22 protein-coding genes are annotated in these 19,849 nt (G+C 70.3%); 14 read left to right on the top strand and 8 right to left on the bottom strand.

Annotated features, from left to right (window positions below; genetic code table 11):
* Positions 1–58: 58 nt before the first annotated feature.
* Entirely contained in the window at positions 59–472 is a 414-nt protein-coding gene (locus tag BST11_RS12500; RefSeq protein WP_244897630.1) for a hypothetical protein, read from the bottom strand.
* Complete coding sequence (locus BST11_RS12495; RefSeq protein WP_083138273.1) at positions 469–1,278, bottom strand: SDR family oxidoreductase; 810 nt, start codon at positions 1,276–1,278, stop codon at positions 469–471. The genes BST11_RS12500 and BST11_RS12495 overlap by 4 nt, the downstream gene beginning before the upstream one ends.
* A 56-nt stretch (positions 1,279–1,334) precedes the next feature.
* Between BST11_RS12495 and BST11_RS12490 the strand changes: the two genes are divergently transcribed.
* The 3 genes from BST11_RS12490 to BST11_RS12480 all read left to right on the top strand — a co-directional run bounded on the left by BST11_RS12490 (position 1,335) and on the right by BST11_RS12480 (position 5,164).
* The gene (locus tag BST11_RS12490) at positions 1,335–2,933 is read left to right on the top strand and encodes a Na+/H+ antiporter (RefSeq protein ID WP_083138272.1); all 1,599 of its coding nucleotides are present in this window, start codon (positions 1,335–1,337) and stop codon (positions 2,931–2,933) included.
* Between the two features lie 67 nt (positions 2,934–3,000).
* Positions 3,001–3,636 carry a TetR/AcrR family transcriptional regulator gene (locus BST11_RS12485; protein ID WP_083138271.1) on the top strand — a complete coding sequence of 212 codons (636 nt, stop codon included), beginning with the start codon at positions 3,001–3,003 and terminating at the stop codon, positions 3,634–3,636.
* A complete protein-coding gene (locus BST11_RS12480) occupies positions 3,629–5,164 on the top strand; it encodes an FAD-dependent monooxygenase (RefSeq protein WP_083138270.1) in 1,536 nt (511 codons plus the stop codon). The genes BST11_RS12485 and BST11_RS12480 overlap by 8 nt, the downstream gene beginning before the upstream one ends.
* Before the next feature lie 9 nt (positions 5,165–5,173).
* Here the strand turns inward: BST11_RS12480 and BST11_RS12475 are convergent, their stop codons facing one another.
* Entirely contained in the window at positions 5,174–5,500 is a 327-nt protein-coding gene (locus BST11_RS12475; protein WP_083138269.1) for a DUF732 domain-containing protein, read from the bottom strand.
* A 255-nt stretch (positions 5,501–5,755) separates the two neighbouring features.
* Between BST11_RS12475 and BST11_RS12470 the strand changes: the two genes are divergently transcribed.
* A complete protein-coding gene (locus BST11_RS12470; protein WP_142276315.1) occupies positions 5,756–6,592 on the top strand; it encodes a sulfurtransferase in 837 nt (278 codons plus the stop codon).
* A gap of 18 nt (positions 6,593–6,610) precedes the next feature.
* Here the strand turns inward: BST11_RS12470 and BST11_RS12465 are convergent, their stop codons facing one another.
* On the bottom strand, positions 6,611–7,576 hold the full coding sequence (locus tag BST11_RS12465; protein WP_244897629.1) for a 5'-methylthioadenosine/S-adenosylhomocysteine nucleosidase family protein: 966 nt from the start codon (positions 7,574–7,576) through the stop codon (positions 6,611–6,613).
* Positions 7,577–7,734: 158 nt separating this feature from the next.
* On the opposite strand from BST11_RS12465, the gene BST11_RS12460 reads away from it, so the two are divergent.
* From BST11_RS12460 to BST11_RS12445, 4 genes are read left to right on the top strand one after another with little or no spacing between them, the layout of a single operon-like run.
* Positions 7,735–8,514 carry an SDR family NAD(P)-dependent oxidoreductase gene (locus BST11_RS12460; protein ID WP_067321028.1) on the top strand — a complete coding sequence of 260 codons (780 nt, stop codon included), beginning with the start codon at positions 7,735–7,737 and terminating at the stop codon, positions 8,512–8,514.
* The gene (locus BST11_RS12455; protein ID WP_244897628.1) at positions 8,511–8,948 is read left to right on the top strand and encodes a hypothetical protein; all 438 of its coding nucleotides are present in this window, start codon (positions 8,511–8,513) and stop codon (positions 8,946–8,948) included. Before BST11_RS12460 ends, BST11_RS12455 begins: the two co-directional genes overlap by 4 nt.
* Positions 8,948–9,673, top strand: a complete 726-nt coding sequence (locus BST11_RS12450; RefSeq protein WP_083138291.1) for a hypothetical protein — start codon at positions 8,948–8,950, stop codon at positions 9,671–9,673. The genes BST11_RS12455 and BST11_RS12450 overlap by 1 nt, the downstream gene beginning before the upstream one ends.
* A gap of 45 nt (positions 9,674–9,718) precedes the next feature.
* Positions 9,719–10,237 carry a lipoprotein LpqH gene (locus BST11_RS12445; RefSeq protein ID WP_083138267.1) on the top strand — a complete coding sequence of 173 codons (519 nt, stop codon included), beginning with the start codon at positions 9,719–9,721 and terminating at the stop codon, positions 10,235–10,237.
* A gap of 44 nt (positions 10,238–10,281) precedes the next feature.
* On the opposite strand, the gene BST11_RS12440 is transcribed toward BST11_RS12445, so the two are convergent.
* On the bottom strand, positions 10,282–10,920 hold the full coding sequence (locus BST11_RS12440; RefSeq protein WP_372509715.1) for a TetR/AcrR family transcriptional regulator: 639 nt from the start codon (positions 10,918–10,920) through the stop codon (positions 10,282–10,284).
* Positions 10,920–11,690, bottom strand: coding sequence for an SDR family NAD(P)-dependent oxidoreductase (locus BST11_RS12435; protein WP_083138266.1), 771 nt, complete (start codon positions 11,688–11,690; stop codon positions 10,920–10,922). Before BST11_RS12435 ends, BST11_RS12440 begins: the two co-directional genes overlap by 1 nt.
* 42 nt (positions 11,691–11,732) lie before the next feature.
* Here BST11_RS12435 and BST11_RS12430 point away from each other — a divergent pair, with 42 nt between their 5' ends.
* The 5 genes from BST11_RS12430 to BST11_RS12410 are packed head-to-tail and all read left to right on the top strand — an operon-like array spanning position 11,733 to position 16,970.
* On the top strand, positions 11,733–12,986 hold the full coding sequence (locus tag BST11_RS12430) for an alkyl sulfatase dimerization domain-containing protein (RefSeq protein ID WP_083138265.1): 1,254 nt from the start codon (positions 11,733–11,735) through the stop codon (positions 12,984–12,986).
* Positions 12,983–13,732, top strand: coding sequence for an SDR family NAD(P)-dependent oxidoreductase (locus tag BST11_RS12425; RefSeq protein WP_083138264.1), 750 nt, complete (start codon positions 12,983–12,985; stop codon positions 13,730–13,732). Before BST11_RS12430 ends, BST11_RS12425 begins: the two co-directional genes overlap by 4 nt.
* A 3-nt stretch (positions 13,733–13,735) precedes the next feature.
* Positions 13,736–14,929: a sulfotransferase family protein gene (locus BST11_RS12420; protein ID WP_083138263.1), complete on the top strand. Its 1,194-nt coding sequence runs from the start codon at positions 13,736–13,738 to the stop codon at positions 14,927–14,929.
* Positions 14,926–15,945, top strand: a complete 1,020-nt coding sequence (locus BST11_RS12415) for a zinc-dependent alcohol dehydrogenase (protein WP_083138262.1) — start codon at positions 14,926–14,928, stop codon at positions 15,943–15,945. The genes BST11_RS12420 and BST11_RS12415 overlap by 4 nt, the downstream gene beginning before the upstream one ends.
* 29 nt (positions 15,946–15,974) lie before the next feature.
* Entirely contained in the window at positions 15,975–16,970 is a 996-nt protein-coding gene (locus BST11_RS12410; RefSeq protein ID WP_083138261.1) for an alpha/beta fold hydrolase, read from the top strand.
* On the opposite strand, the gene BST11_RS12405 is transcribed toward BST11_RS12410, so the two are convergent.
* Both BST11_RS12405 and BST11_RS12400 read right to left on the bottom strand, forming a co-directional pair.
* A complete protein-coding gene (locus BST11_RS12405; protein ID WP_083138260.1) occupies positions 16,960–18,162 on the bottom strand; it encodes a cytochrome P450 in 1,203 nt (400 codons plus the stop codon). The genes BST11_RS12410 and BST11_RS12405 overlap by 11 nt on opposite strands.
* A 28-nt stretch (positions 18,163–18,190) precedes the next feature.
* Positions 18,191–18,841 carry a TetR/AcrR family transcriptional regulator gene (locus BST11_RS12400; protein ID WP_083138259.1) on the bottom strand — a complete coding sequence of 217 codons (651 nt, stop codon included), beginning with the start codon at positions 18,839–18,841 and terminating at the stop codon, positions 18,191–18,193.
* Positions 18,842–19,001: 160 nt separating this feature from the next.
* Here BST11_RS12400 and BST11_RS12395 point away from each other — a divergent pair, with 160 nt between their 5' ends.
* Positions 19,002–19,787, top strand: coding sequence for a spirocyclase AveC family protein (locus BST11_RS12395; protein WP_083138258.1), 786 nt, complete (start codon positions 19,002–19,004; stop codon positions 19,785–19,787).
* The last annotated feature ends 62 nt before the right edge of the window (positions 19,788–19,849 follow it).

The raw sequence follows: 19,849 nt of genomic DNA, 5'->3' as shown, positions 1-19,849 counted from the left end.
ATATCCCAACCCGGTGCTCGCAGCCAAGGTGCGCGCGGCGAAGGGGGGCCAACCGCGACTAGCTGCCGTGCCGGCGAGTCAGGATCAGCAGCGCGGCCGGCAGCAGCACCGCGACCGCGAGGATGGCCGTCTGCCCCACCGCGGCCGCCGTCGAAAAGTTTTCGAGATGGGTGACGTGAAAGATCAGGTGCGGCAGGGCGAACAACAGGTAGGCGCCCAGCGCAACCCGCACCAGGCGTCGTTCCATCGTGGTGGCGGCGACGGCGAAGACCAACGCAAGCCCGAGGTTCATCGCGCCATAGTCGCGCATCAGGTGTTCGGAGTACGGCGGGATGAGGTCCACCCAGGGCACCCAGTCGTAGAAGCTCCGCGGAAAAAACGTCGCGACCACCCCGACGACGACCTCCACGAACGTCAGAAACCACACGCCGGCGCGCAGCGTGGGGCCGCTCAGTCGCCCCTGCTCACTCACCGCGACCCCTTACGCGGGCGGATCCTCAGGTAGTCGCGCAGGGCGTCGGCGTACGGCAGCTGGCCGGTGCTCACCCGCTCGCGCAGGTACTCCTCGAAGGTGATCGTGCCCGCGGCGCCCTCGGGTGCCAGGTTCTCGCCGGCGCGGAACGCGCGAAAGACCTTGCCCGGCACCCGGATCGGCACGACGGGCCGGCGCCGGCCGACGATCGTCAGATGGCTGCGGGCGAGATCGTCCAAGGCGCGCACCTGCGGGCCCCCGAAGTCCGGCGCCCGCCCGGACGGCTCACCGAGGGCCAGTCCGGCCAACCGCTGCCCCACCTCGCGCACGTCGACCGGCTGGAAACGCATCCCCGACGGCAGCATCATCACCGGGCCCTTCGCCAGCATCCGCAAAAACACGGCGACCAGATCGTGAAACTGCGTCGCCCGCAGCACAGTGAACGGCAGCCCGGACTCGGCGATCACCCGTTCCCCGGCCAGCAATGACCGGTAGAACCCGAAGGGGATCCGGTCGACGCCGACGATGGAGATGTACACCAGATGCGGCGAGCCCGCTCGCTTCGCCGCGGCGACCAGGCGCTCCACCGGGACGACGCAGTGCACGATCGCGTCGACGCCGTCGACGGCGGCGTCGAGGCCGGCCCCGGTGCGCACGTCACCCACGACGTGCTGGACGTCGCCGCGCTGCTGCCGCCGCCGCCCGCGGCTCAAAACGCGGACTTGCTTGCCGGCGGCCGTGAGCCGGTCGACGACCTCGCGACCCACGGTGCCGGTGCCTCCGGTGACCAGTACTCGATTCGCCATGTTCCTATGATCGCGCCCGCGCGGCGCAAACCGACCGAGTCCGGCAGGATGGGCAGGTGTTTGGCCTCGTGATGATCGTCGCGCTCGTCTCCACCGTCATCGTGGGGACGGTCATCGGCCGCCGCTACCGCGTGGGCCCCCCGGTGCTGCTCATCCTGCTCGGCGGCCTGCTGGGCCTGATCCCGCATTTCGGTCACGTGCACGTCGACGGCGAGATCGTGCTGCTGCTGTTCCTGCCGGCGATCCTGTACTGGGAGGGCCTGAACACCAGCTTCCGCGAGATCCGGGCCAACGCGCGCATCATCGTGTTCCTCAGCATCGTCCTGGTGATCGCCACCGCGGCCGCGGTCTCCTGGACGGCGCGGGCGCTGGGCATGGACCCGCACGCCGCGGGCGTGCTGGGCGCGGTGCTCTCCCCGACCGACGCCGCCGCCGTGGCCGGCCTCGCCAAGAAGCTGCCGCGCCGCTCGCTGACCGTGCTGAAGGCCGAGAGCCTCATCAACGACGGCACCGCGCTGGTGCTGTTTGCGCTCAGCGTCCAGGTCGCGATCGGCGGGCCCTCGATCAGCCCGCCGGAGATCGCCGGCCGGTTCGTCCTGTCCTACCTCGGCGGCATCGCCGCCGGGCTGTTCGTCGGCGGGCTGGCGACCCTGGCTCGCAAGCGACTCGACGCGCCGCAGGAGGAAGGGGCCCTGAGCCTGCTCACCCCGTTCGCGGCGTTCCTGCTGGCCGAGACGATCCACGACAGCGGCGTGGTCGCGGTGATGGTGTCGGCCCTGGTGCTCGCCTACGCCGGGCCGGTGGTGATCCGGGCCCCGTCCCGCTTGGCCGCGTTCGGGTTCTGGGACATCGCGACGTTCCTGATCAACGGCACGCTGTGGGTGTTCGTCGGCGTCCAGATCCCCGGCGCCGTGCACGGCATCGCCAACGTCGGCGGCGGGCTGCGCCACGCCGCCTACCTCGCCCTCGCCATCACCGGCGTCGTGATCGCGTCACGCGTCGTGTGGGGGGAGGCCACCACCGTGCTGATTCGTCTCCTCGACCGCCGCGAGGTGCAGCGCGAGCGCCGCGTCAGCCTGCGGCAGCGCTTCGTCACCGCCTGGGCCGGGTTCCGGGGGGCGGTGTCGCTGGCCGCGGCGCTGGCCGTGCCCACGACGACGCTCAGCGGCGCGCCGTTCCCCGACCGCAACCTGCTGATCTTCATCGTCGTCGTCGTCATCCTGGTGACGGTCCTGGTGCAGGGGACCACGCTGCCGGCCGTGGTCCGCTGGGCCAAGATGCCCGAGGACCTCAGCCGCGCCGAGGAGCTGCAGCTCGCCCGGACCCGCGGCGTCCAGGCGGCCCTCGAGGCGCTGCCGGCGGTCGCCGACGAGGTCGGCGTCAGCGACGACCTGCGGCGGCGGCTGCAAAAGGAATACGAGGAAAAGGCAGCGCTCGTCCTGGCCACCGAGGCCACCGAGGACGCCTCGGCGCAGGCCCGCCTGGTCAAGGGCAAGGAGAAGGTCCGGCGGGTGCGCCTCGGCGTGCTCGAACGCAAGCGCCGGGAAATCACCGCCCTGCGAAACCAGAACCTGATCGACGACATCGTCCTGCGCGAGTTGCAGCAGGAGATGGACCTCGAGGAAGTGCAACTCCTCAACGCCGGCAACGACTAAGCACTGCCTAAATATTGCCTGTCAGGCAATATTGCCCACCGTGCAAGTTCAGCGTACGGTGGTGCCCATGACGGGTCTGCGGGAGCGCAAGAAGGCCGACACCCGGCGCGCGCTCAGCGACGCGGCGCTGCGCCTGGCCTTCGAGCGCGGGCTGAACGACGTGACGCGCGACGAGATCGCCGCCCTGGCCGGCGTTTCGCCGCGCACGTTCAACAACTACTTCGCCGGCAAGTACGAGGCGCTGGCCTATCGGCAGACCGAACGCATGCGCCGCAGCGTCGCGGCGCTGCGTCAACGGCCGGCCGGCGAGCCGCTGTGGACGTCGATCAGTCACGCGGTGCTGGAAACCCTCGAGGCCGATTTCGACGACTTCTACGGCCCGGAGAGCCGGGTGCCCAGCCGCCGGGAGCTCGTCGAGGTCCGCAAGCTGCTGATGAACCCGCAGGTGCGAAACGCGATGCGGCAGCAGCTGTTCGACGAATGGCTCGACGCCGTCGCCGAGCGCACCGGCACCGACCCCGACCGCGACCTGTATCCGCGGCTGGTCGTCGCGGTGGTGCGCGCCGTCGGCGACGCGGCGGCCGACGCCTACGTGCGGGCCGACCCGCCGGTGGCGATCACCGACCTGATCCGCGACGGCTTCGCCGCCGTCAGCGCGGGCCTTCCCGAACCCACCAAACGCAAGGGGGCACACCATGGCTGACGAACGCGCCGACATCGTCATCTCCGGGGCCGGGCCCAACGGGCTGATGCTGGCCTGCGAGCTCGCCCTGGGCGGCATCCGGCCCGTCGTGCTGGACGCCCTGCCCGGCCCCAGCTCCGAGCCGAAGGCCAACGGCCTTGTCGGACAGGTGGTTCGGATGCTGGACATGCGCGGGCTGTACCGGGAGTTCACCGGCGACCCGAATCCGCCCCAACCCGCGCTCGCCTGGATCTTCGCGGCGATGACCCTGGATTTCGCCGGCGTGCCCGACAACCCGATGTACGCGATGCTGATGCCGCAGCCCAAGCTGGTGCGGCTGCTGGAGAAGCGGGCGCGCGACCTCGGGGTGGACCTGCGCTGGGGGCACGAACTCGTCGACCTGCGCCAGGACCCGGAATCCGTTGCGCTGACGGTCTCTTCGCCCGAACGTGAATACCGCATCGCCGCCGCGCACCTGGTGGGCGCCGACGGCGGACACAGCCTGGTCCGCAAGGCGGTCGGCATCGACTTCCCCGGCACCACCTCGAATCTCGTGGGACGGCTGGCGCACGTGCACATCCCCGACGAACTGCGCCGCAGCGACGGCGGCATGGAGGTCCCGGGCTTCGGGCGGATCGCGTTCGGCCACACTCGGCTGGACGGCGGCGGGGTGATCTACGCCGAGTTCGAACCGGGCCGGTCGCTGTTCGGCACGCTGGAGTTCGAGCCGCCGGTCGAGGACGCCCCGATGAGCCTGGCCGAACTGCGCGCCAGCGTGCGCCGGGTGCTCGGCGTCGACGTGCCGTTCGAGGAGCCGAAAGACGCCGGGCCACACGCCCTTCGGCGCATCAACGGGCAGAATACCCGCCACGCCTCGCGCTACCGCGACGGCCGCGTCCTGCTGCTCGGCGACGCCGCCCACGTCCACAGCGCGATGGGGGGTCCGGGCCTGAATCTGGGCCTGCAGGACGCCATGAACCTGGGCTGGAAGCTCGCCGCCCACCTCAACGGCCGGGCACCCGCAGGGTTGCTCGACACCTACGAGTCCGAGCGCCACCCGGTGGGCGAGCGCGTCATGATGCACTCGCTGTCCCAGACGGCGCTCATGCTACCCGGCCCCGAAGTCGCCGCGCTGCGAACGCTTTTGGGCGAGCTCGTCGGCATCCCCGACGCCGCCAACCACATGGCGCGGCTGCTGGCCGGCAACGACGTGCGCTACGACGTGGGTTCCGACGTGGGCGAAGACCACCCGCTGTCGGGCTGGCCGGTGCCCGAGCTGACCCTCGGCGACGGCCGGCGCGTCGCCGAACTGCTCCACGACGCCCGCCCGGTGCTGCTCGATCTCGGCGGCGGGTTCGCCGCCACGGCGCGCGGGTGGGCCGACCGGGTCGACGTCGTCGCCGCGACCGCCGCCGACCGACCCGCCGCGGCGCTGCTGATCCGGCCCGACGGCTACGTCGCGTGGGCGGCGGACGGGACCGGGGCGGCCGAGGAAGCGGGCCTGCGCGCCGCGCTGGAGCGCTGGATCGGAACCGAGGCCGGCGGCTAGCTGGCGCCCCTACCTGCCGGCCGGCTTGGCGGCGCTGTGCTTGTTCGGGCAGTAGGCCCCGGTGGCCGCGCCGATGAAGGTCTCGGCCTGCGCCTGCGAGAGCTTGTCCGCGCCGACCAGCTGGTCGACCTCGTCCTTTTGGCTGAAGCCCGCCTCGAGGTCCCGGCACATCGCGTGCGCCATGGTCACCGCCTGGGCCGGCGGCAGGTTGATGCCGTGCGACGTCAGGTAGTTGGTGAAGTCCTCGTCCATCGGGTCGGCGTGCGCGACCGCGGCGGGCACCAGCGTGGCCGCCAGCAGCGCGCCGAATGCGTACGCGGAGATCTTCTTTTTCATGCCCCCATCACTTCCGATGTTCGACCGAATCGATCGTTGCGCGCGAGCGAGTTCGTGGTCAACGGCCCGCCCCCGCCATGGCCCCGTGGAAGCCAAAGTTCAATCCGCCGTTCACGTTTTAAATTCTCGTCGAGTTTAAGTCGGGCGAGCCCACGGGCTCGCCGATGCAACGAGAAGTTCACCCTCATTTCCGAGCGCGTTTACGCCCCGCCGCGCGGTTAGGCTCGCCCCAACGGCCAAGGAGGTGGTGCGCCCGTGGACCCACGGGATGCGGTGCTGATCACGGCGGCGGAGCTGGCCGCCCTGATCGACGCCGGCGACCGGCCGGCGATCCTCGACGTGCGCTGGCGGCTCGACCACCCCGACGGCCGCGCGGCCTACCTGGAGGGCCATCTACCGGGCGCGGTGTACGTCTCCCTCGAGGACGAACTCAGCGACCACACGGTGACCGGCCGCGGCCGCCACCCGCTGCCGTCCGGGCCCAGCCTGCAGGCGGCCGCGCGACGGTGGGGCATCAGCGACGGCGACGTGGTCGTGGTGTACGACGACTGGAACCGGGCCGGCTCGGCGCGCGCCTGGTGGGTGCTGACCGCGGCCGGGCTGGAAGACGTGCGCATTCTCGATGGCGGCCTGTCCGCGTGGCGCGCGACCGGGCGGAGCCTCGACACCGGCCCCGTCGAGCCGCCACCGGGCAATGTGACTGTGCCCCACGATGATCTGTACGCCGGGGCGAAACCGACGTTGACGGCCGAGCGGGTGGGCGAAGTGACGCTGCTGGATGCGCGCGCGCCGGAGCGGTTCCGCGGCGATGTCGAGCCCCTCGACCCCGTCGCCGGCCACATCCCCGGCGCGCGCAACCTGCCCAGCGGCGCCGTGCTGTCCAGCGACGGAACGTTCCTCGGCGGCGAGGCGCTCGACCGGCTGCTGCCCGACCGCGCCGGCGGCGTGGGCGTCTATTGCGGCTCGGGGGTCACCGCGGCCATCGCGATCGCCGCGCTGGCCGCGGCGGGCCGGGAGGCCGCGCTGTATCCGGGTTCGTGGTCGGAGTGGTGTTCCGATCCGGCCCGACCCGTCGCCCGCGGCCCGGAATAGGCTGCGGGCCAGCCGGATTCAGACGCGCGCCCAGCTTCGCAGGAAGGCCGCCGTCACCCGCGCGGCGTTGTCGGCCGCGATCTGCTTGTAGAAGAAGAACTCGAACGGGAAACCCGGCAGGCCCAGCGGGTCGCCGGCGCCGTCGGAGATGCTGCGGATCCCCAGGAACGGCGTCCCGTGCGCGTCGGCGACCGCTTGCACGGCGGCGGTCTCGTTGTCGGTCGCGTCGAATGCCGGGTTGGCGGTCGAGGCGATGCTGAGGTTGGAGATCAACGCGTTCTTCAGCCAGGGCCCCGCGGCCTGAAAGAAGTTGCCGGTGTAGAACAGCGAGCGGTCCGGCGCGCTGCAGGGCTGGCAGCCGAAGACGTCGCCGCCGTTGGGGATGCACGGGAACGCCCGGCCGTTGTTGTTGTCCGTGCTGAATCCGTCGCCGCCGACCACCAGCCGCGGCGCGCGCTTCAGGTCGATCAGCCGGACAACGCTTTCCAGGTCGACGCTGAGGGCCTGCGCCGCGGCCAGCATGCCGGGGTCGACGGGGTGGAAGGTGGCGCCGCCGTCGGTGGTCCACCGGGCCGGGACGGCCACATCCGCGATGTTGACGCGCGCCCCGCCGCCCGCCAAGCCCGAAAACACCACGGCCCCAATTGAAACCGGCGACGGGCAGGTGAACCGGGCGAACGCGGTCTCGGCGGTCTGGGTGGCGTTGACCAGGCCGATGCCGGTCATCGCCACGATCACCTTCTTGCCGCCGATCGTCCCGAGGTAGAAATGCCGGCGGTCGGCCACCACCACCGGGCTGGGGTCGAGCGCGGTGTGCGACAGCACCGCATCCGCCTCGGCCGGGAAGGCGGAGAGCACCAGCGTGCGTTTCTCGCAGGCGTTGGTCGTCACGTTCGGCGCGTCCCCGGTTTCGGCGGCGGCCACGCCCGCGCCCGCGGATGCGGCGAGCGCCGCCACGAGGGCGGCCCGAAAAGGCTTGAGCACCATTTCCCTGCCATGAATGCCGAACTCGCCGCCTTGGTACGTGGCCGATGCGCTGACGTGGAATTCGATTTTCGCTTATCGGGGGCGCGGCTGAATATTCGTTACGGTTCTTTTTGTTCAGCGATTTCGTGTCGTTATTTCACGCTAAGGTCTACGGCGTGCGCAGGCTGGACGGCAAGGTCGCGATCATCACCGGGGCGAGCACCGGGCTGGGGCCCGTCATGGGCTCGCTGTTCGTCGCGGAGGGCGCCCGGGTGCTACTGGCCGCGCGGCGCGAGGAGCTGGTCCGCGAGGCGGCGAAGGCGGCGGGGCCGGGCGCCATCGCGATGCGCGCCGACGTCACCGACGAGGACGATGTCGCGGCCATGGTGGCGCGGGCGGTCGACGAGTTCGGCCACGTCGACATCCTGTGCAACAACGCCGCCGCCCCCGGGCGCGACCGCTGGATCTGGGAACAGACGCTGGACAACTGGAACGCCACCATCGCCATCGACGTGACCGCGGCGATGCTGTGCACCCGCGAGGTGCTCAACCGCTCGATGCTGCAGCGCCGGAGCGGCGTCATCCTGAACTTCTCCTCCACGGTCGGCTACACCGGCATGGTCCGCAAGACCCACTACGTCACCGCCAAGGCGTCGCTTCGCGCGTTCACCAAAGCCGTTGCCCTCGAGGTCGGCCCGCACGGCATCCGGTGCAACTGCATCGTGCCCGGGGTGATCGACACCGACCTGTGGCGCAACTGGATGCAACGCACGGCCGACGAGCAGGGCGTCGACGTCGCGACCGTGCGCGAGCGCACCCTCAAAGGGGTTCCGCTGCAGGACATTTCCTCGCCGCAGGACGTCGCCAACCTGGCGTTGTTTTTGGCCAGCGACGAAAGCCGAACCATCACGGGACAATCGATACCCGTGGACGCCGGAGGATACATGCAGGGATGAACACACGCCTTTTCCGCGCCGTTGGCGCGATCGCCGCCATCGGCGTTTCGTCCGCGTGCGCCACCACCGCCGCGGAGCCGACCACCACGACCAGCGCGCCGACACCGTGCGTGGGGTTGTCGATATGTGCGCCGCCTCCCCCGGACGCGGAGGGCAACCCGGCGTGCTACTACGCCGACGGCTGGCAGGCCACGTCCTCCGGCACCGGGATCGAGGTGTGGTACTTCCATGAGCCACAGAACATTTCGAAGCCAGGCAAGGTCACCGCGGTCGTGCGCAGGAAGGACGGCACCCAGGTGTCCCAGGACGCCGACATCGCCGCCGGCCAACAGGTCCACCGCTTCGAATTTTCGGGCGTCCCTCCGTCGACGGTTCAGGAGGTCTTGCTCACCACCGGCGGCGGACGCTGCTTCGTGGTCGGGCCGGGCACGTGATCCGGGTCAGGGCAGGCGTTTTCAGCCTCACCGCCGCGGCGCCCGAAGGTGACGGCGGCTACCTGCGCTGGCACCTGCTGGACCACATGCCCGAGCAGTACCAGCTGCCCGGCATCGTGCTCGGGCTGCGCTGGATCGCCGACGGCGACTATCCCGCTCACCGCCTGGCGGCCAACGGGGAGCTGGGGCAGATCGGCAACGCGGTGCACTACCTGGTCGGCGACCCCGTCGAGCGGACCTTCGACGACTTCGTCGCGCTCGGCCGCGCGCTGCGGGAGAACGGCCGCTTCCCCACCGTGCGGCCGTCGCTGCAGGTGGCCGGCCTGCGCCTGCTGCAGTGGCAGGCCGCGCCGCACGCGCTGGTCTCCGCCGAGGTGGTGCCGTTCCGGCCGCACCGCGGCGTCGTGCTGATCGTCGAGGAGCCCACCGGCGGCCGCCCGGACCGATGGCTGCAATGGCTGCACGCCGAACACCATCCGGCGCTGCTCGCCACGCCCGGCACGGCCGGGGCGTGGACGTTCGGATCGAGCACCGGATGGACCCACCTGCCCCGCGGCTGGCGCACGGACCACCAGTACATCACCGTCGTCTACCTCGACGACGACCCGCTCACCACCGCCGACGCCCTGGCGCCCCTGATCGAGGAACGGTGGCGAACGGACGCGGTGCGGCCCGTCTTCGCCGGGCCGTTGCGCAGCATGGTCAGCTGGGAGGCGTGGCGCTAGACGGGCGGTTCTATAGTCCTCGTGACGACCAGGGGAGGACGTGAGATGACCGACTCAAACCGACGGCGGCGGCTTGCCCGCGCCGGCGCCGGGCTCGGCGTGGTCGTGGTGGCGGCCGGTTTGCCGGCCTGCTCCGGCAATGGCGGTCGGCCGGCTTCCGCCACGAGTTCGAGCGCGCCCCCGCCCAGGACGACCGTCATGGCGGGCGGCGACAAGCACACCATCACGGCGCAGGTCGAGTGCAAGCGCTCGGCGGCGCAGGCCGATGCGACACCGCCGGAGACCGGCACCCTGACCACCCGCATCAGCGTGCACGACGATTCGGCGTCGCTGTCGCTGGCGCTGTCGGACGAAAAGCCGCCGACCGTCGACGGCTTCGGCTTTTCGCTCAAGGTCGGGCCCGGGCAGTACCAAGTGCCCTACCAGGCGCCCCAGTCCGCCACCCAGGTCCGGGCGGCCAAGGACGGCAACAGCTACACGGTGACCGGGACGGGCGACGGCGTGTCACCGAATCAGGGTGACGTCCACCCGATTACGTTCGGGATTCACGTGACCTGCCCGTGAGTTCGCAATGCGCTATCGCATGCGCTATCAAGTTCTACAACTCATCATGCCGAGCTTCGCGGTGCGGATGTGGCGCCTGATGCCACCACCGCGGTAACCACCGCCTGCAGCAACCGCGCGAACTGCCCCGCATCGTCGATCGTGCGGTCGCCGGCGACCAGCCGGGCGAACACGCCCGCGATGAACGTGGTGACTGCCGTCGTCTGCGCGTCGAGCAGGACCGGGTCGTCGGTGCCGGGCTGCAGGTGCGCGACGGCCTCGCGGGTCATGGCGTTGATCCGGGCGACGAAGGCCTGGGACGTCTCGGCGAGGTTGGGGTCGCGCGCGGCGCCCAACAGCAGTTCGTGCCGCGCCCGGTTGAGCATCAGCCCGGGCCCGTCGGCCTGCATCATGGTGAGCTCCGCCAGGTGCGCGAACGGCGACTCCGGGTCGAGGGGCCGGTCGATCACCGACTTCAGGTTGGCGATGTCGATCTCGGCGACGCGCTTGCCGACGCCCCGCAGCAGGGCCGCGCGGGTGCGGTAGTAGTAGGACGTCGTGCCGTCGGGCACGCCCGCATAGCGGTCCACCCGCCCGTGGGTCAGCCCGCGGGAGCCGTGCTCGGCCAGCACGCGGATCGCCGCGTCGCACAGCGCGCGGCGGCGTTCGTCGCCGTCGCGTTTGCGTGTCTTGTTGCCGGCCATCAGCGCAGCACGGTCCCGCCGTCGATGTTGATGACCTGGCCGTTGATCCAGCCGCCCTCCTCCGACAGCAGGAACGCGACGAGGGCCGCGATGTCGGCGGGCTCCCCCACCCGGGTGCCGCGGATCCGCTTCAGCGCGGCCGCCTGCAGGTCCGGCCACTGCGGCACCGTGCGGATGGCCTCGGTCGCGGTGAACCCCGGTGCGACGGCGTTGCACCGGATGCCCTCCTGGCCCCACCGGGACGCGACATGCCGGGTGAGCGCGCCGATTCCGGCCTTCGCGGTGGCGTAGGCGGGGCGCGCGGGCTCGCCCTGGAACGCCGCGGCCGAGGACATGTTGACGATCGCCCCGCCGCCGCGACCGAGCATCGCCGGGATGGCGTGCTTCATGGCGGCCGCGTACCCGCGCAGGCTCACCGCCATCACGCGGTCCCACACGTCGAATTCGATGGCGACCACGTCGGTGTCCGAACGGATCGTGCTCATGTCCGCGCCGACGTTGAACAGCAGGTCGACGCCGCCGTAGGTGGTGGCCGCGGCGCGGATCAGGTCGGCGACCGAGGCGGGATCGGCCAGGTCGAAGGCCACGTGGGTCGCCGTCCCGCCGCTCGCGGCGATGCGCTCGGCGGTCTCCCGCGCGGCCTCGGCGGCGATGTCGCCGACGACCACGCGGCAGCCTTCCGCGCCGAGCCGGGCGGCCGTCGCCGCGCCGATGCCCGTGGCGCCCCCGACCACGACGGCGACCTTGTCCACCAGACCCTGCAATGCCATGGCTATTGACTTTACCTCTAGAACTGTAGAGGATCGCCAGTCATGGCCGGGATTCATCGGGAGCGCCCGGGTGCCGAAGACCTCGCGGCGGCCACCGACACCCCCGCCCTGCCCCTGGGCGACGACGTCTGGGTGTCGCCCGGCGTCTCCAACGCCTACGCGGTGGCCACCGGCGAGGGGCGGGTCCTCGTCAACAGCGGCCTGGTCTTCGAAGGCCCCTTGCACCGCAAGGCCTTTGCCGATGTGCCCGGGCCGACCCGCGCGATCGTCATCACCCAGGGGCACGCCGACCATTGGGGCGGGGTGCACTCGCTACGCGACGACGGCACGGACGAAACCACAGTCGTCATGCACCGCAACTACCGGTACTGGCGCGACGACAACCAACGCCTCATGGGCTACCGCGTGCCCAAGACCTCGTTCGCGTTCCGGAAGTTCTCCGACGCGATGCTCGAGCACTTCAAGACCCTCGACCCCGCCACCATTGATTTCTCGTTTCCCGAGCCCACCACGACGTTCGACCAACGCCATCGGATGACGATCGGCGGGCGCGCCTTCGAGCTGGCGTGGACGCCCGGCGGCGAGACCACCGACGCGCTGGTGGTGTGGCTGCCCGAGGACCGGATCCTGTTCAGCGGCAACCTGTTCGGCCCGCTGTTCGGCCACGTGCCGAACCTGATGACCATCCGTGGCGACCGGTATCGCGACCCGATCCTCTACATCGAGTCGCTGAACACGGTGCTGGCATACGGGCCGCGGCGGCTGATCACCGGCCACTTCGCCCCCATCGAGGGCGCCGACCGCATCGCCGAGGAGGTCACCGCGCTGCGCGACGCCATGCAGGCCGTGCACGACCGCACCGTCGAGCTGATGAATTCCGGCGTCGACATCCACACCGCCATGCGTGAGGTCGCGGTGCCCGAGCACCTCGACATCGGCGAGGGCTACGGGAAGACCGCGTGGAACGTGCGGGCGATTTGGGAGAACTACACCGGCTGGTTCCGGCACCGTTCCACCACCGAACTCTACGGCGTGCCACCGGATTCCGTTGCCGCCGACGTGGTCGGCGCCGCCGGGGCCGACGCGCTCGCGGAGGCGGCGCGCGCCCACGTGGCCGCCGGGCGGCCGGTGCAGGCGCTGCACCTGACCGACCTGGTGCTGGCCGCCCAGCCCGCGCACGCCGCGGCGCGCGCGGTCGCGGCCGACGCCCACGAGGCCCTGCTGCGCGGCACCGAAAACTTCTGGGAGAAGGCCTGGCTCACCAAGAACATCGACGAATTGAGGGCGCGCGAATGAACACCGTCACCTTCGACTTCGCCGGCGCCAACGTGCTGGTGACCGGCGGCACCAGCGGCATCGGCAACGCGATCGCCACCGCGTTCGCGGAGGCGGGCGCCGCGGTCACGGTGACCGGCACCCGCGCCTCGGCCGCGGACTACGCCGACACGGACCTGGGCGCGTTCACCTACCGGCAGTGCCAGATCCAGGACCCCGACTCCGTCGACGCGCTGGCGGACACCCTGGGCGAGTTGGACATCCTGGTCAACAACGCCGGCGGGCCCTACCCCGCGGGCGACGAGTACGACCCGGACGGCTACGTGGCGTCGGTGACGCAGAACATGTTCGGGCCCATGCGGCTGACCATGCGCTGCCACGACCGCCTCAAGGCGAGCGACGCGCCCGGCGGCGCGAGCGTCGTCAGCGTCGTCTCGATGTCCGCGTTCCGATCGGCCGTCTTCGTGCCCGGCTACGCCTCGTCGAAGATGGGCCTGCTCGCGCTGACGATGAACCTCTCCCGCCGCTGGGCCGACGACGGGATCCGGGTCAACGCAATCGCGCCAGGCCTGATCGACACGCGAATGACGCACCCGGCCATGGGAATTGCCGAGGTCATGGACGTCGAGATCGGCTTCCACACCCCGCTGGGCAGGCCCGGAACGCCCCAGGACTGCGCGGGCGCGGCGCTGTTCCTGTGTACCGACGCGGCCTCGTACATCACCGGCGCCACGATCGCCGTCGACGGCGGATACCTGACGGTCTGAGCCATGAGCGACCCCAAAGACTACGACAACATCGCGTCCGCCGACGACGTCCTCAAACTCGCCGCCCAGCGCACCGGCCTGAGCGAGGCCGACTCCGACTCATGGCGCGAGGGCCTGCAACTCATCGTCGACGAGGTCAACAGCTCGCCGGCGTTCACGCCGTTCGGCCGCGAACGCATCCTCACCGACGCCACCGACGCGCTGGCCCGGCGGCTGCGGGTCCACGCCTACATCCAGGAGCACCCCGAGGTCCTCGACGCGCCCGTCGAGCGGCCGCTGATCGTGCTCGGCATGCCCCGCACCGGTACCACGGTCATCAGCTACCTGCTCGACCAGGACCCGGCGCGGCGATCGCTCCTGCACTGGCAGTGCGTGCACCCGATACCGCCGGCGACCACCGAGACGCTGCGCACCGACCCGCGCTGCCTCGCCCTGCTCGACGAGCAACGCAATATCCTGGACATGGTCACCCAGGCGAAAGTGGCGCTGCCGCACTGGGAGGACGCCGACGGCCCCACCGAAGACATGTTCATCCACAACCAGGACTTCAAGGGCCTGTCCTGGGACTCGTTCCTGTCGACGTCGCGGTACGCCGAGTGGCTGTTCCACGAGACCGACATGACCACCACCTACGAGTACCAGAAGCGCTACCTGCAGGTGCTGCAGTCCACCGCGCCGGGCGCCTGGAGCCTGAAGATGCCGTCGCATTCGGTGCACATCGACGCGCTGCTGAAGGTCTTCCCCGACGCCCGGCTCATCTGGGCGCATCGCGACCCGTACAAGGCGACGGGCTCGCTGTGCAACCTGTGGAAGCTGCCCAAGGGCATGGTGCTGCACCCCGATGCGATCGATCCGAATGCCCTGGGGCGCAACGCGATGGCACAGATGCGCTACCATGTCGAGCGGCCGCTGCGGGCCCGCGACCGCATCGGCGATGACCGCTTCTTCCACATGTACTATCACGAGATGATGCGCGACCCGATGGACGTGATGCGCCGCATCTACGAGTGGGCCGACGAGCCGCTGACCGCCGAAACCGAAGCGCGGATGCGCAATTGGCTCGCCGACCATCCCCAGGACCGCTTCGCGCTCAACGCCTACACCCTCGACGAATACGGCCTGACCGTGGAAAAGCTCGAACCCGTCTTCGCCGAGTACCTCGACACCTTCGACATCGAATTTGAAGGCACACCGTGAAAGTGGCGATGGTGACCGGCCCGGGCAAGACCGAGGTGCGCGACGCGGAGCGCCCCGGGGTCGGGCCGCGCGACGTGCTCGTCGCCATGCGCGCCTGCGGCATCTGCGGTTCCGACGCGTTCTACATCGCCATCGGCGGCGTCCCGCCGCGCCAGGGCCGCATGCCGCTCGGGCACGAGCCCGCCGGCGAGGTCGTCGAGGTCGGCGATCAGGTGTCCGGCATCGCCGTCGGGGACCACGTGGTGATCAACCCCATGGTCGCGCCCGGCGGCATCATCGGCAACGGCGGCGCCGACGGGGCGCTGTCCGAGTACCTGCTGATCGAGAACGCCGTCCGCGGAACGAGTTTGGAGGTCATCCCCGACCACATCCCGTGGGAGGTCGCCGCGCTCAACGAGCCGATGGCCGTCGGCCGCCACGGCGCCAACCGCTGCAGGCCCAAGCCGACGGACAAGGTCGTCGTGCTCGGCGCCGGCCCGGTCGGGCTGGGCGCCGCACTGGCCTTCAAGTCCCTCGGCGTGAGCCACGTGGTGGTCGCGGACCTCATCCCCGCCCGCCTGTCGAAGGCGCTGCTGATCGGCGCGGACGCCGTCATCAACGCCGCCGACGAGGACGTCGTGAAGCGCCTCGTCGAGTTACACGGCGAGGGCGAAACTGCATTTCCCCGTAACCCGGCCGCTGCAGGCACCGACATCTACCTCGACGCCGCCGGCGTGCCGGACGTCGTCAACACCGCGCTGGCCGCCGCGAAGAAGGGCGCCACCCTGGGCATCGTCGGCGTCCACAAGGAGCCGGTGCCCGTCGAGCTCGTCAACGTGATGAGCAACGAGATCACCATCGTCGGCTGCATGGGCTATCCCGACGAGATCTTCCAGGTGACCGAGGATCTCGTGGCGAACTGGGAGCGCTACCAGCTGATCGTCAGCCACACCGTGCCCTTCGAGAACGTCGATGTCGCACTCGAACTGGCGACCACGCCGGGAGCCGCGGACAAGGTCGTCGTCACGTTCCCGTAGTTTTTAGCGCGATGGCTTATGCTGACGGCTTGGATATCTTCGCGGAGTGGCACGCCGGCGGGACCGAACTGCGCTGGCGCTCGACGACCGCCGCCAACGAGGGACGCGAGCTCACCGTGTTCAGCCGCCGGTGCGGCACGCCCGGCGCGCCCGCGCTGGTTCTGGTGCACGGCTTTCCGACGTCGAGCATCGACTACTTCGCCCTGACCCGCGAGCTGGGCGCCGAGTTCGACATGTTCGTGCTGGACTTCCCCGGGTACGGGTTGTCGGACAAACCGCCCGCGCCGCATGTCTATTCGCTCTACGACGACGCGCGGCTGCTGGTCCACGCGATCACTCAGGTGTGGCGGCTGGCCGAATACCGCATGCTCGCCCACGACCGCGGCAGCAGCGTCGCCATGATCGCGCTCGGGATGCTGGCGGCCCACGACCCGCCCAGCGCGCCGCTCGACCTCATCCTGACCAACGCCAACATCTATCTGCCGCTGTCGAACCTGACGGCGTTCCAGACCGCCCTGCTCGACCCCGCGACCGGCCGCGACACCGCGGCCGCGACGACGCCCGAGGTGCTGGCGGCGGGACTGGGGTTCACCACCTTCATGCCGCGGCGCACGCTCGAAGACCCCGAGATCGCCGCGCTGGCCAAGTGCTTCGCGCACAACGACGGCATCCGCGTGCTGCCGGACACGATCCAGTACCTCAACGAGCGCTCCGCGGACGAAACCGGTTGGCTGGAGGCGCTTTCCGCGAGTGACGTCAACACCACGGTGGTGTGGGGCCTGCACGACAACGTCGCGCCGCTGCGCGTGCCCAACTACGTCTGGCACACCTACCTGAAGAACAAGCCCGGCCGCAACCGCTACTGGGTGGTGCCCGGGGCCGACCACTACCTGCAGTGCGACGCGCCCGCGCAACTGGCCCAGATCGTGCGCCTCACCGCCGGGGGCGAGGAGATCGCGCTACAGACGCTCGGCAACCTGCCCGAGGGCGCCGTCCTGGTGGACGAGGGCGCCGCTACGGGGTGAGGACCGGCAGCCGCGCCCACCCGCGCACGCTCGCGGTGTGCGCCCGCACGGCGTTGGCGTAGTCGACCTCCCACTCGGGCCAGCGCTTGAGGACCTCCTCGAGGGCGACCCGGGCCTCCATCCGGGCGAGCGCGGAGCCGAGGCAGAAGTGCAGGCCCTGCCCGAAGCTGAGGTGGCCGCCCTGGCGGTGGATGTCGTAGCGGTCGGGATCCGGGAAGTGGCTTTCGTCGCGGTTGGCGGAACCGTTGAGCAGCAACATGAACGAGCCCTCGGGCACGACGCGCCCGTAGTGCTCGGCGTCGCGGGCCACGTAGCGGCCCTGCACCGGCGACGGGGGCTCGTAGCGCAGCGTCTCCTCGATCGCGCCGGGGATCAGCGACGGGTCGTCGACGAGCTCGCGGCGTTGGTCCGGGTGGTCGGACAGCAGTTGGCCCAAAAAGCCGATCAGCCGGGCGGTGGTCTCGTTTCCGGCGCCCGCGATCATCGCGGTGTAGGCCAGCACCTCGGTGCGCGACAGGGGGCGCCGCGTGCCGTCGGGTTCGTCGATCTCGGCGCGCAGCAGCTCGGTCATCAGGTCGTCGGAGGGATGGTTGGCGCGCCATTCGATGTACTCGGCGAACATGACGATGGCATCCTCGAAGATCTTCTGGTCGACCTCGCCGGGCTTGCGGTCGGCGGCCATTTCGATGAAGGCGCCGTTGCGATCCCGGATGCCGGCCTGGTCCTCCTCGGGGATGCCCAGCAGGTAGCCGATGGTGCGCATCGGCATCATCGCCCCGAGGTCGGCGATGAAGTCGAAGCCGCCGGCGCCGACCAGCGGGTCGAGTTCGCGGACGCAGAAGTTGCGCACCAGCGACTCCACGGCCAGCATGCGCCGGGGCGTGAAGACCCGCGACAGCAGGCGGCGGTGCAGGTCGTGCAGCGGCGGGTCCTCGAACAGCAGGATGCCGGGCGGCACCTGCACGTTGTTGAACAGGATGTCGGCGGTGGTCCCGCGCCCGGACCGGTAGGTCTCCCAGTTCGGCAGCTCGCGGGCCACGTCGCCATAGCGGCTCAGCGCGTAGAAGTTGTACTTCTCGTTGTAATACAGCGGCGCCTCTTCGCGCATGCGCTTCCACACGGGATAGGGGTTGTCGTCGATCTCGACGTCGAACGGGTCGTAGTACAGATCGATCGCGCTGGTTCCCGTCATGCTCGCATCCCTTCCGGCGCAGTGGTTTTCAGTCGTTACGGTGCAGGAAGCCGTGCAGGAGCGCCTGGACGAGTTCCTCGACGATCACTTCCCGCGGCGGCTGCACGGTGCCGAAGTAGGCCGAACGCAGCGCCGCCATGCCGGCGATCATGGCCACCGTCGAGTGGGCCGGCAGGTCGGGGTGATCCGAGCGCATCCCGCGGAGGTGCATGCCCTCGGCGCTGATCTGGCCGAGCACGTTCAGCGCCCGCCGGACGTCGGCGATGCCGGCGTCGTCCTTCTCCTCCTCGCTGAGCGCGTCCGATGCCATCAGCGTCAGCAGCAGGCCCTGGTGTTCGACGAACACGTCGTAGAGCTGCCCGACGAAGTGCCCGGCCAGGTCCTCCTCCTTGGTCTCCTCGGGGATGACCGACTGCCACGTCCGGCCGAATTCGTCGACGAAGCTGGTGAAGGGCAGCACGAGGGCCTCGCGGAACAGCGCCGCCTTCGAGCCGAAGTGGCGGAACAGCAGATGCTCGGTAACCCTTGCGGCCTGGGCGATTTCGCGCGTGGTGGTGCCCCGGTAGTCCTGGCGGGCGAACAGGTCCCGGGCGGCGTCGAGCAAAAGTCTGCGCGGGGCACCGCGCGGGCGGCGCGTCGCCGGTCCGCTCGGCTTGGTTGTTGCGGTTCGCTGAGGCACGACTTTAAGATAGCATCCACTATCTAGAGACTCGAACTCCCGTCGGAAGGGGTGCGGACGTGGGCGCCGTCATCATGCTCGGCACGCTGTTCGGTTTGATCGTCCTGATATTCGGGCTGGTGCTGCGCTTCGACCCGGAGGCGCGTCGGGGGCGCGGCGAATGAGTTCCCAGATGACGCCGGTGATGCAGGCGGCCAGCTACTTCGCTCTGGTCGGCGGCATCGGGTTCACCGCGCTGGGCATCTACCTGAGCGTGCGCCGCCGCCACCTGCATCCGCTGCTGCTGCTGTGCATCTCGGCGATATCGTTCTCCTGGATCGAGGCGCCTTACGACTGGGCGATGTACGCGCAGTTCCCGCCCGCCATCCCCCGCATGCCGTCGTGGTGGCCGCTGAACGTGACGTGGGGCGGGCTGCCCCTGTTCGTTCCCGTCGGCTACATCTCCTACTTCGTGCTGCCCGCCGTGACGGGCGCGGCGCTGGGCCGCTGGGTGGCCGCCCGATTCCGTTGGCGCAGGCCCCAAACGCTGTTGGTGGTCGGGCTGGTCGTGGGCTTCTGCTGGGCGCTGTTCTTCAACGGGTTCCTGGGCGCCAAGCTCGGCGTGTTCTACTACGGCCGCGTGATTCCCGGGCTGGCGATCCGCGAGGGGACGCTGCACCAGTACCCCCTCTACGACTCCCTCGCGATGGGCATCCAGATGATGCTGTTCACCTACCTGCTCGGGCGGACCGATGCCGAGGGCCGAAACGTCATCGAGATGTGGGCGTCCAGGAGGGCGTCGACTCCCGTGAAGTCGGCGCTGTTGTCCGTCGTCGCCGTCATCGTCATCGGAAACGTCCTCTACAGCGCGGTTTTCGCGCCCCACCTGGTGACCAAGCTGGGCGGCTGGGTGACCGAGGGCCCGACGGGCGAGTTGTTCCCGGGCGTCGTGAACCAACCGCCGTAACCGAGCGTCGAAAGGCAGGCTACCTGGTGGCGGTAGGTCTGGCTTCGTCACACCCGCCACTC

The organism is Mycobacterium alsense, from assembly GCF_002086635.1.
GTDB classification, from domain to species: Bacteria; Actinomycetota; Actinomycetes; order Mycobacteriales; family Mycobacteriaceae; genus Mycobacterium; species Mycobacterium alsense.
The sequence above is the reverse complement of the archived record's forward strand: the minus strand, read 5'-3'. Positions and strand labels throughout refer to the sequence as shown.

Coding starts and splice junctions, on each gene's coding strand:
- BST11_RS12495 (WP_083138273.1), bottom strand. CDS start 1,278: ATGGCGAATCGAGTACTGGTCACCGGAGGCACCGGCACCGTGGGTCGC.
- BST11_RS12485 (WP_083138271.1), top strand. CDS start 3,001: ATGACGGGTCTGCGGGAGCGCAAGAAGGCCGACACCCGGCGCGCGCTC.
- BST11_RS12480 (WP_083138270.1), top strand. CDS start 3,629: ATGGCTGACGAACGCGCCGACATCGTCATCTCCGGGGCCGGGCCCAAC.
- BST11_RS12475 (WP_083138269.1), bottom strand. CDS start 5,500: ATGAAAAAGAAGATCTCCGCGTACGCATTCGGCGCGCTGCTGGCGGCC.
- BST11_RS12455 (WP_244897628.1), top strand. CDS start 8,511: ATGAACACACGCCTTTTCCGCGCCGTTGGCGCGATCGCCGCCATCGGC.
- BST11_RS12445 (WP_083138267.1), top strand. CDS start 9,719: ATGACCGACTCAAACCGACGGCGGCGGCTTGCCCGCGCCGGCGCCGGG.
- BST11_RS12440 (WP_372509715.1), bottom strand. CDS start 10,920: ATGGCCGGCAACAAGACACGCAAACGCGACGGCGACGAACGCCGCCGC.
- BST11_RS12435 (WP_083138266.1), bottom strand. CDS start 11,690: ATGGCATTGCAGGGTCTGGTGGACAAGGTCGCCGTCGTGGTCGGGGGC.
- BST11_RS12430 (WP_083138265.1), top strand. CDS start 11,733: ATGGCCGGGATTCATCGGGAGCGCCCGGGTGCCGAAGACCTCGCGGCG.
- BST11_RS12425 (WP_083138264.1), top strand. CDS start 12,983: ATGAACACCGTCACCTTCGACTTCGCCGGCGCCAACGTGCTGGTGACC.
- BST11_RS12420 (WP_083138263.1), top strand. CDS start 13,736: ATGAGCGACCCCAAAGACTACGACAACATCGCGTCCGCCGACGACGTC.
- BST11_RS12405 (WP_083138260.1), bottom strand. CDS start 18,162: ATGACGGGAACCAGCGCGATCGATCTGTACTACGACCCGTTCGACGTC.
- BST11_RS12395 (WP_083138258.1), top strand. CDS start 19,002: ATGAGTTCCCAGATGACGCCGGTGATGCAGGCGGCCAGCTACTTCGCT.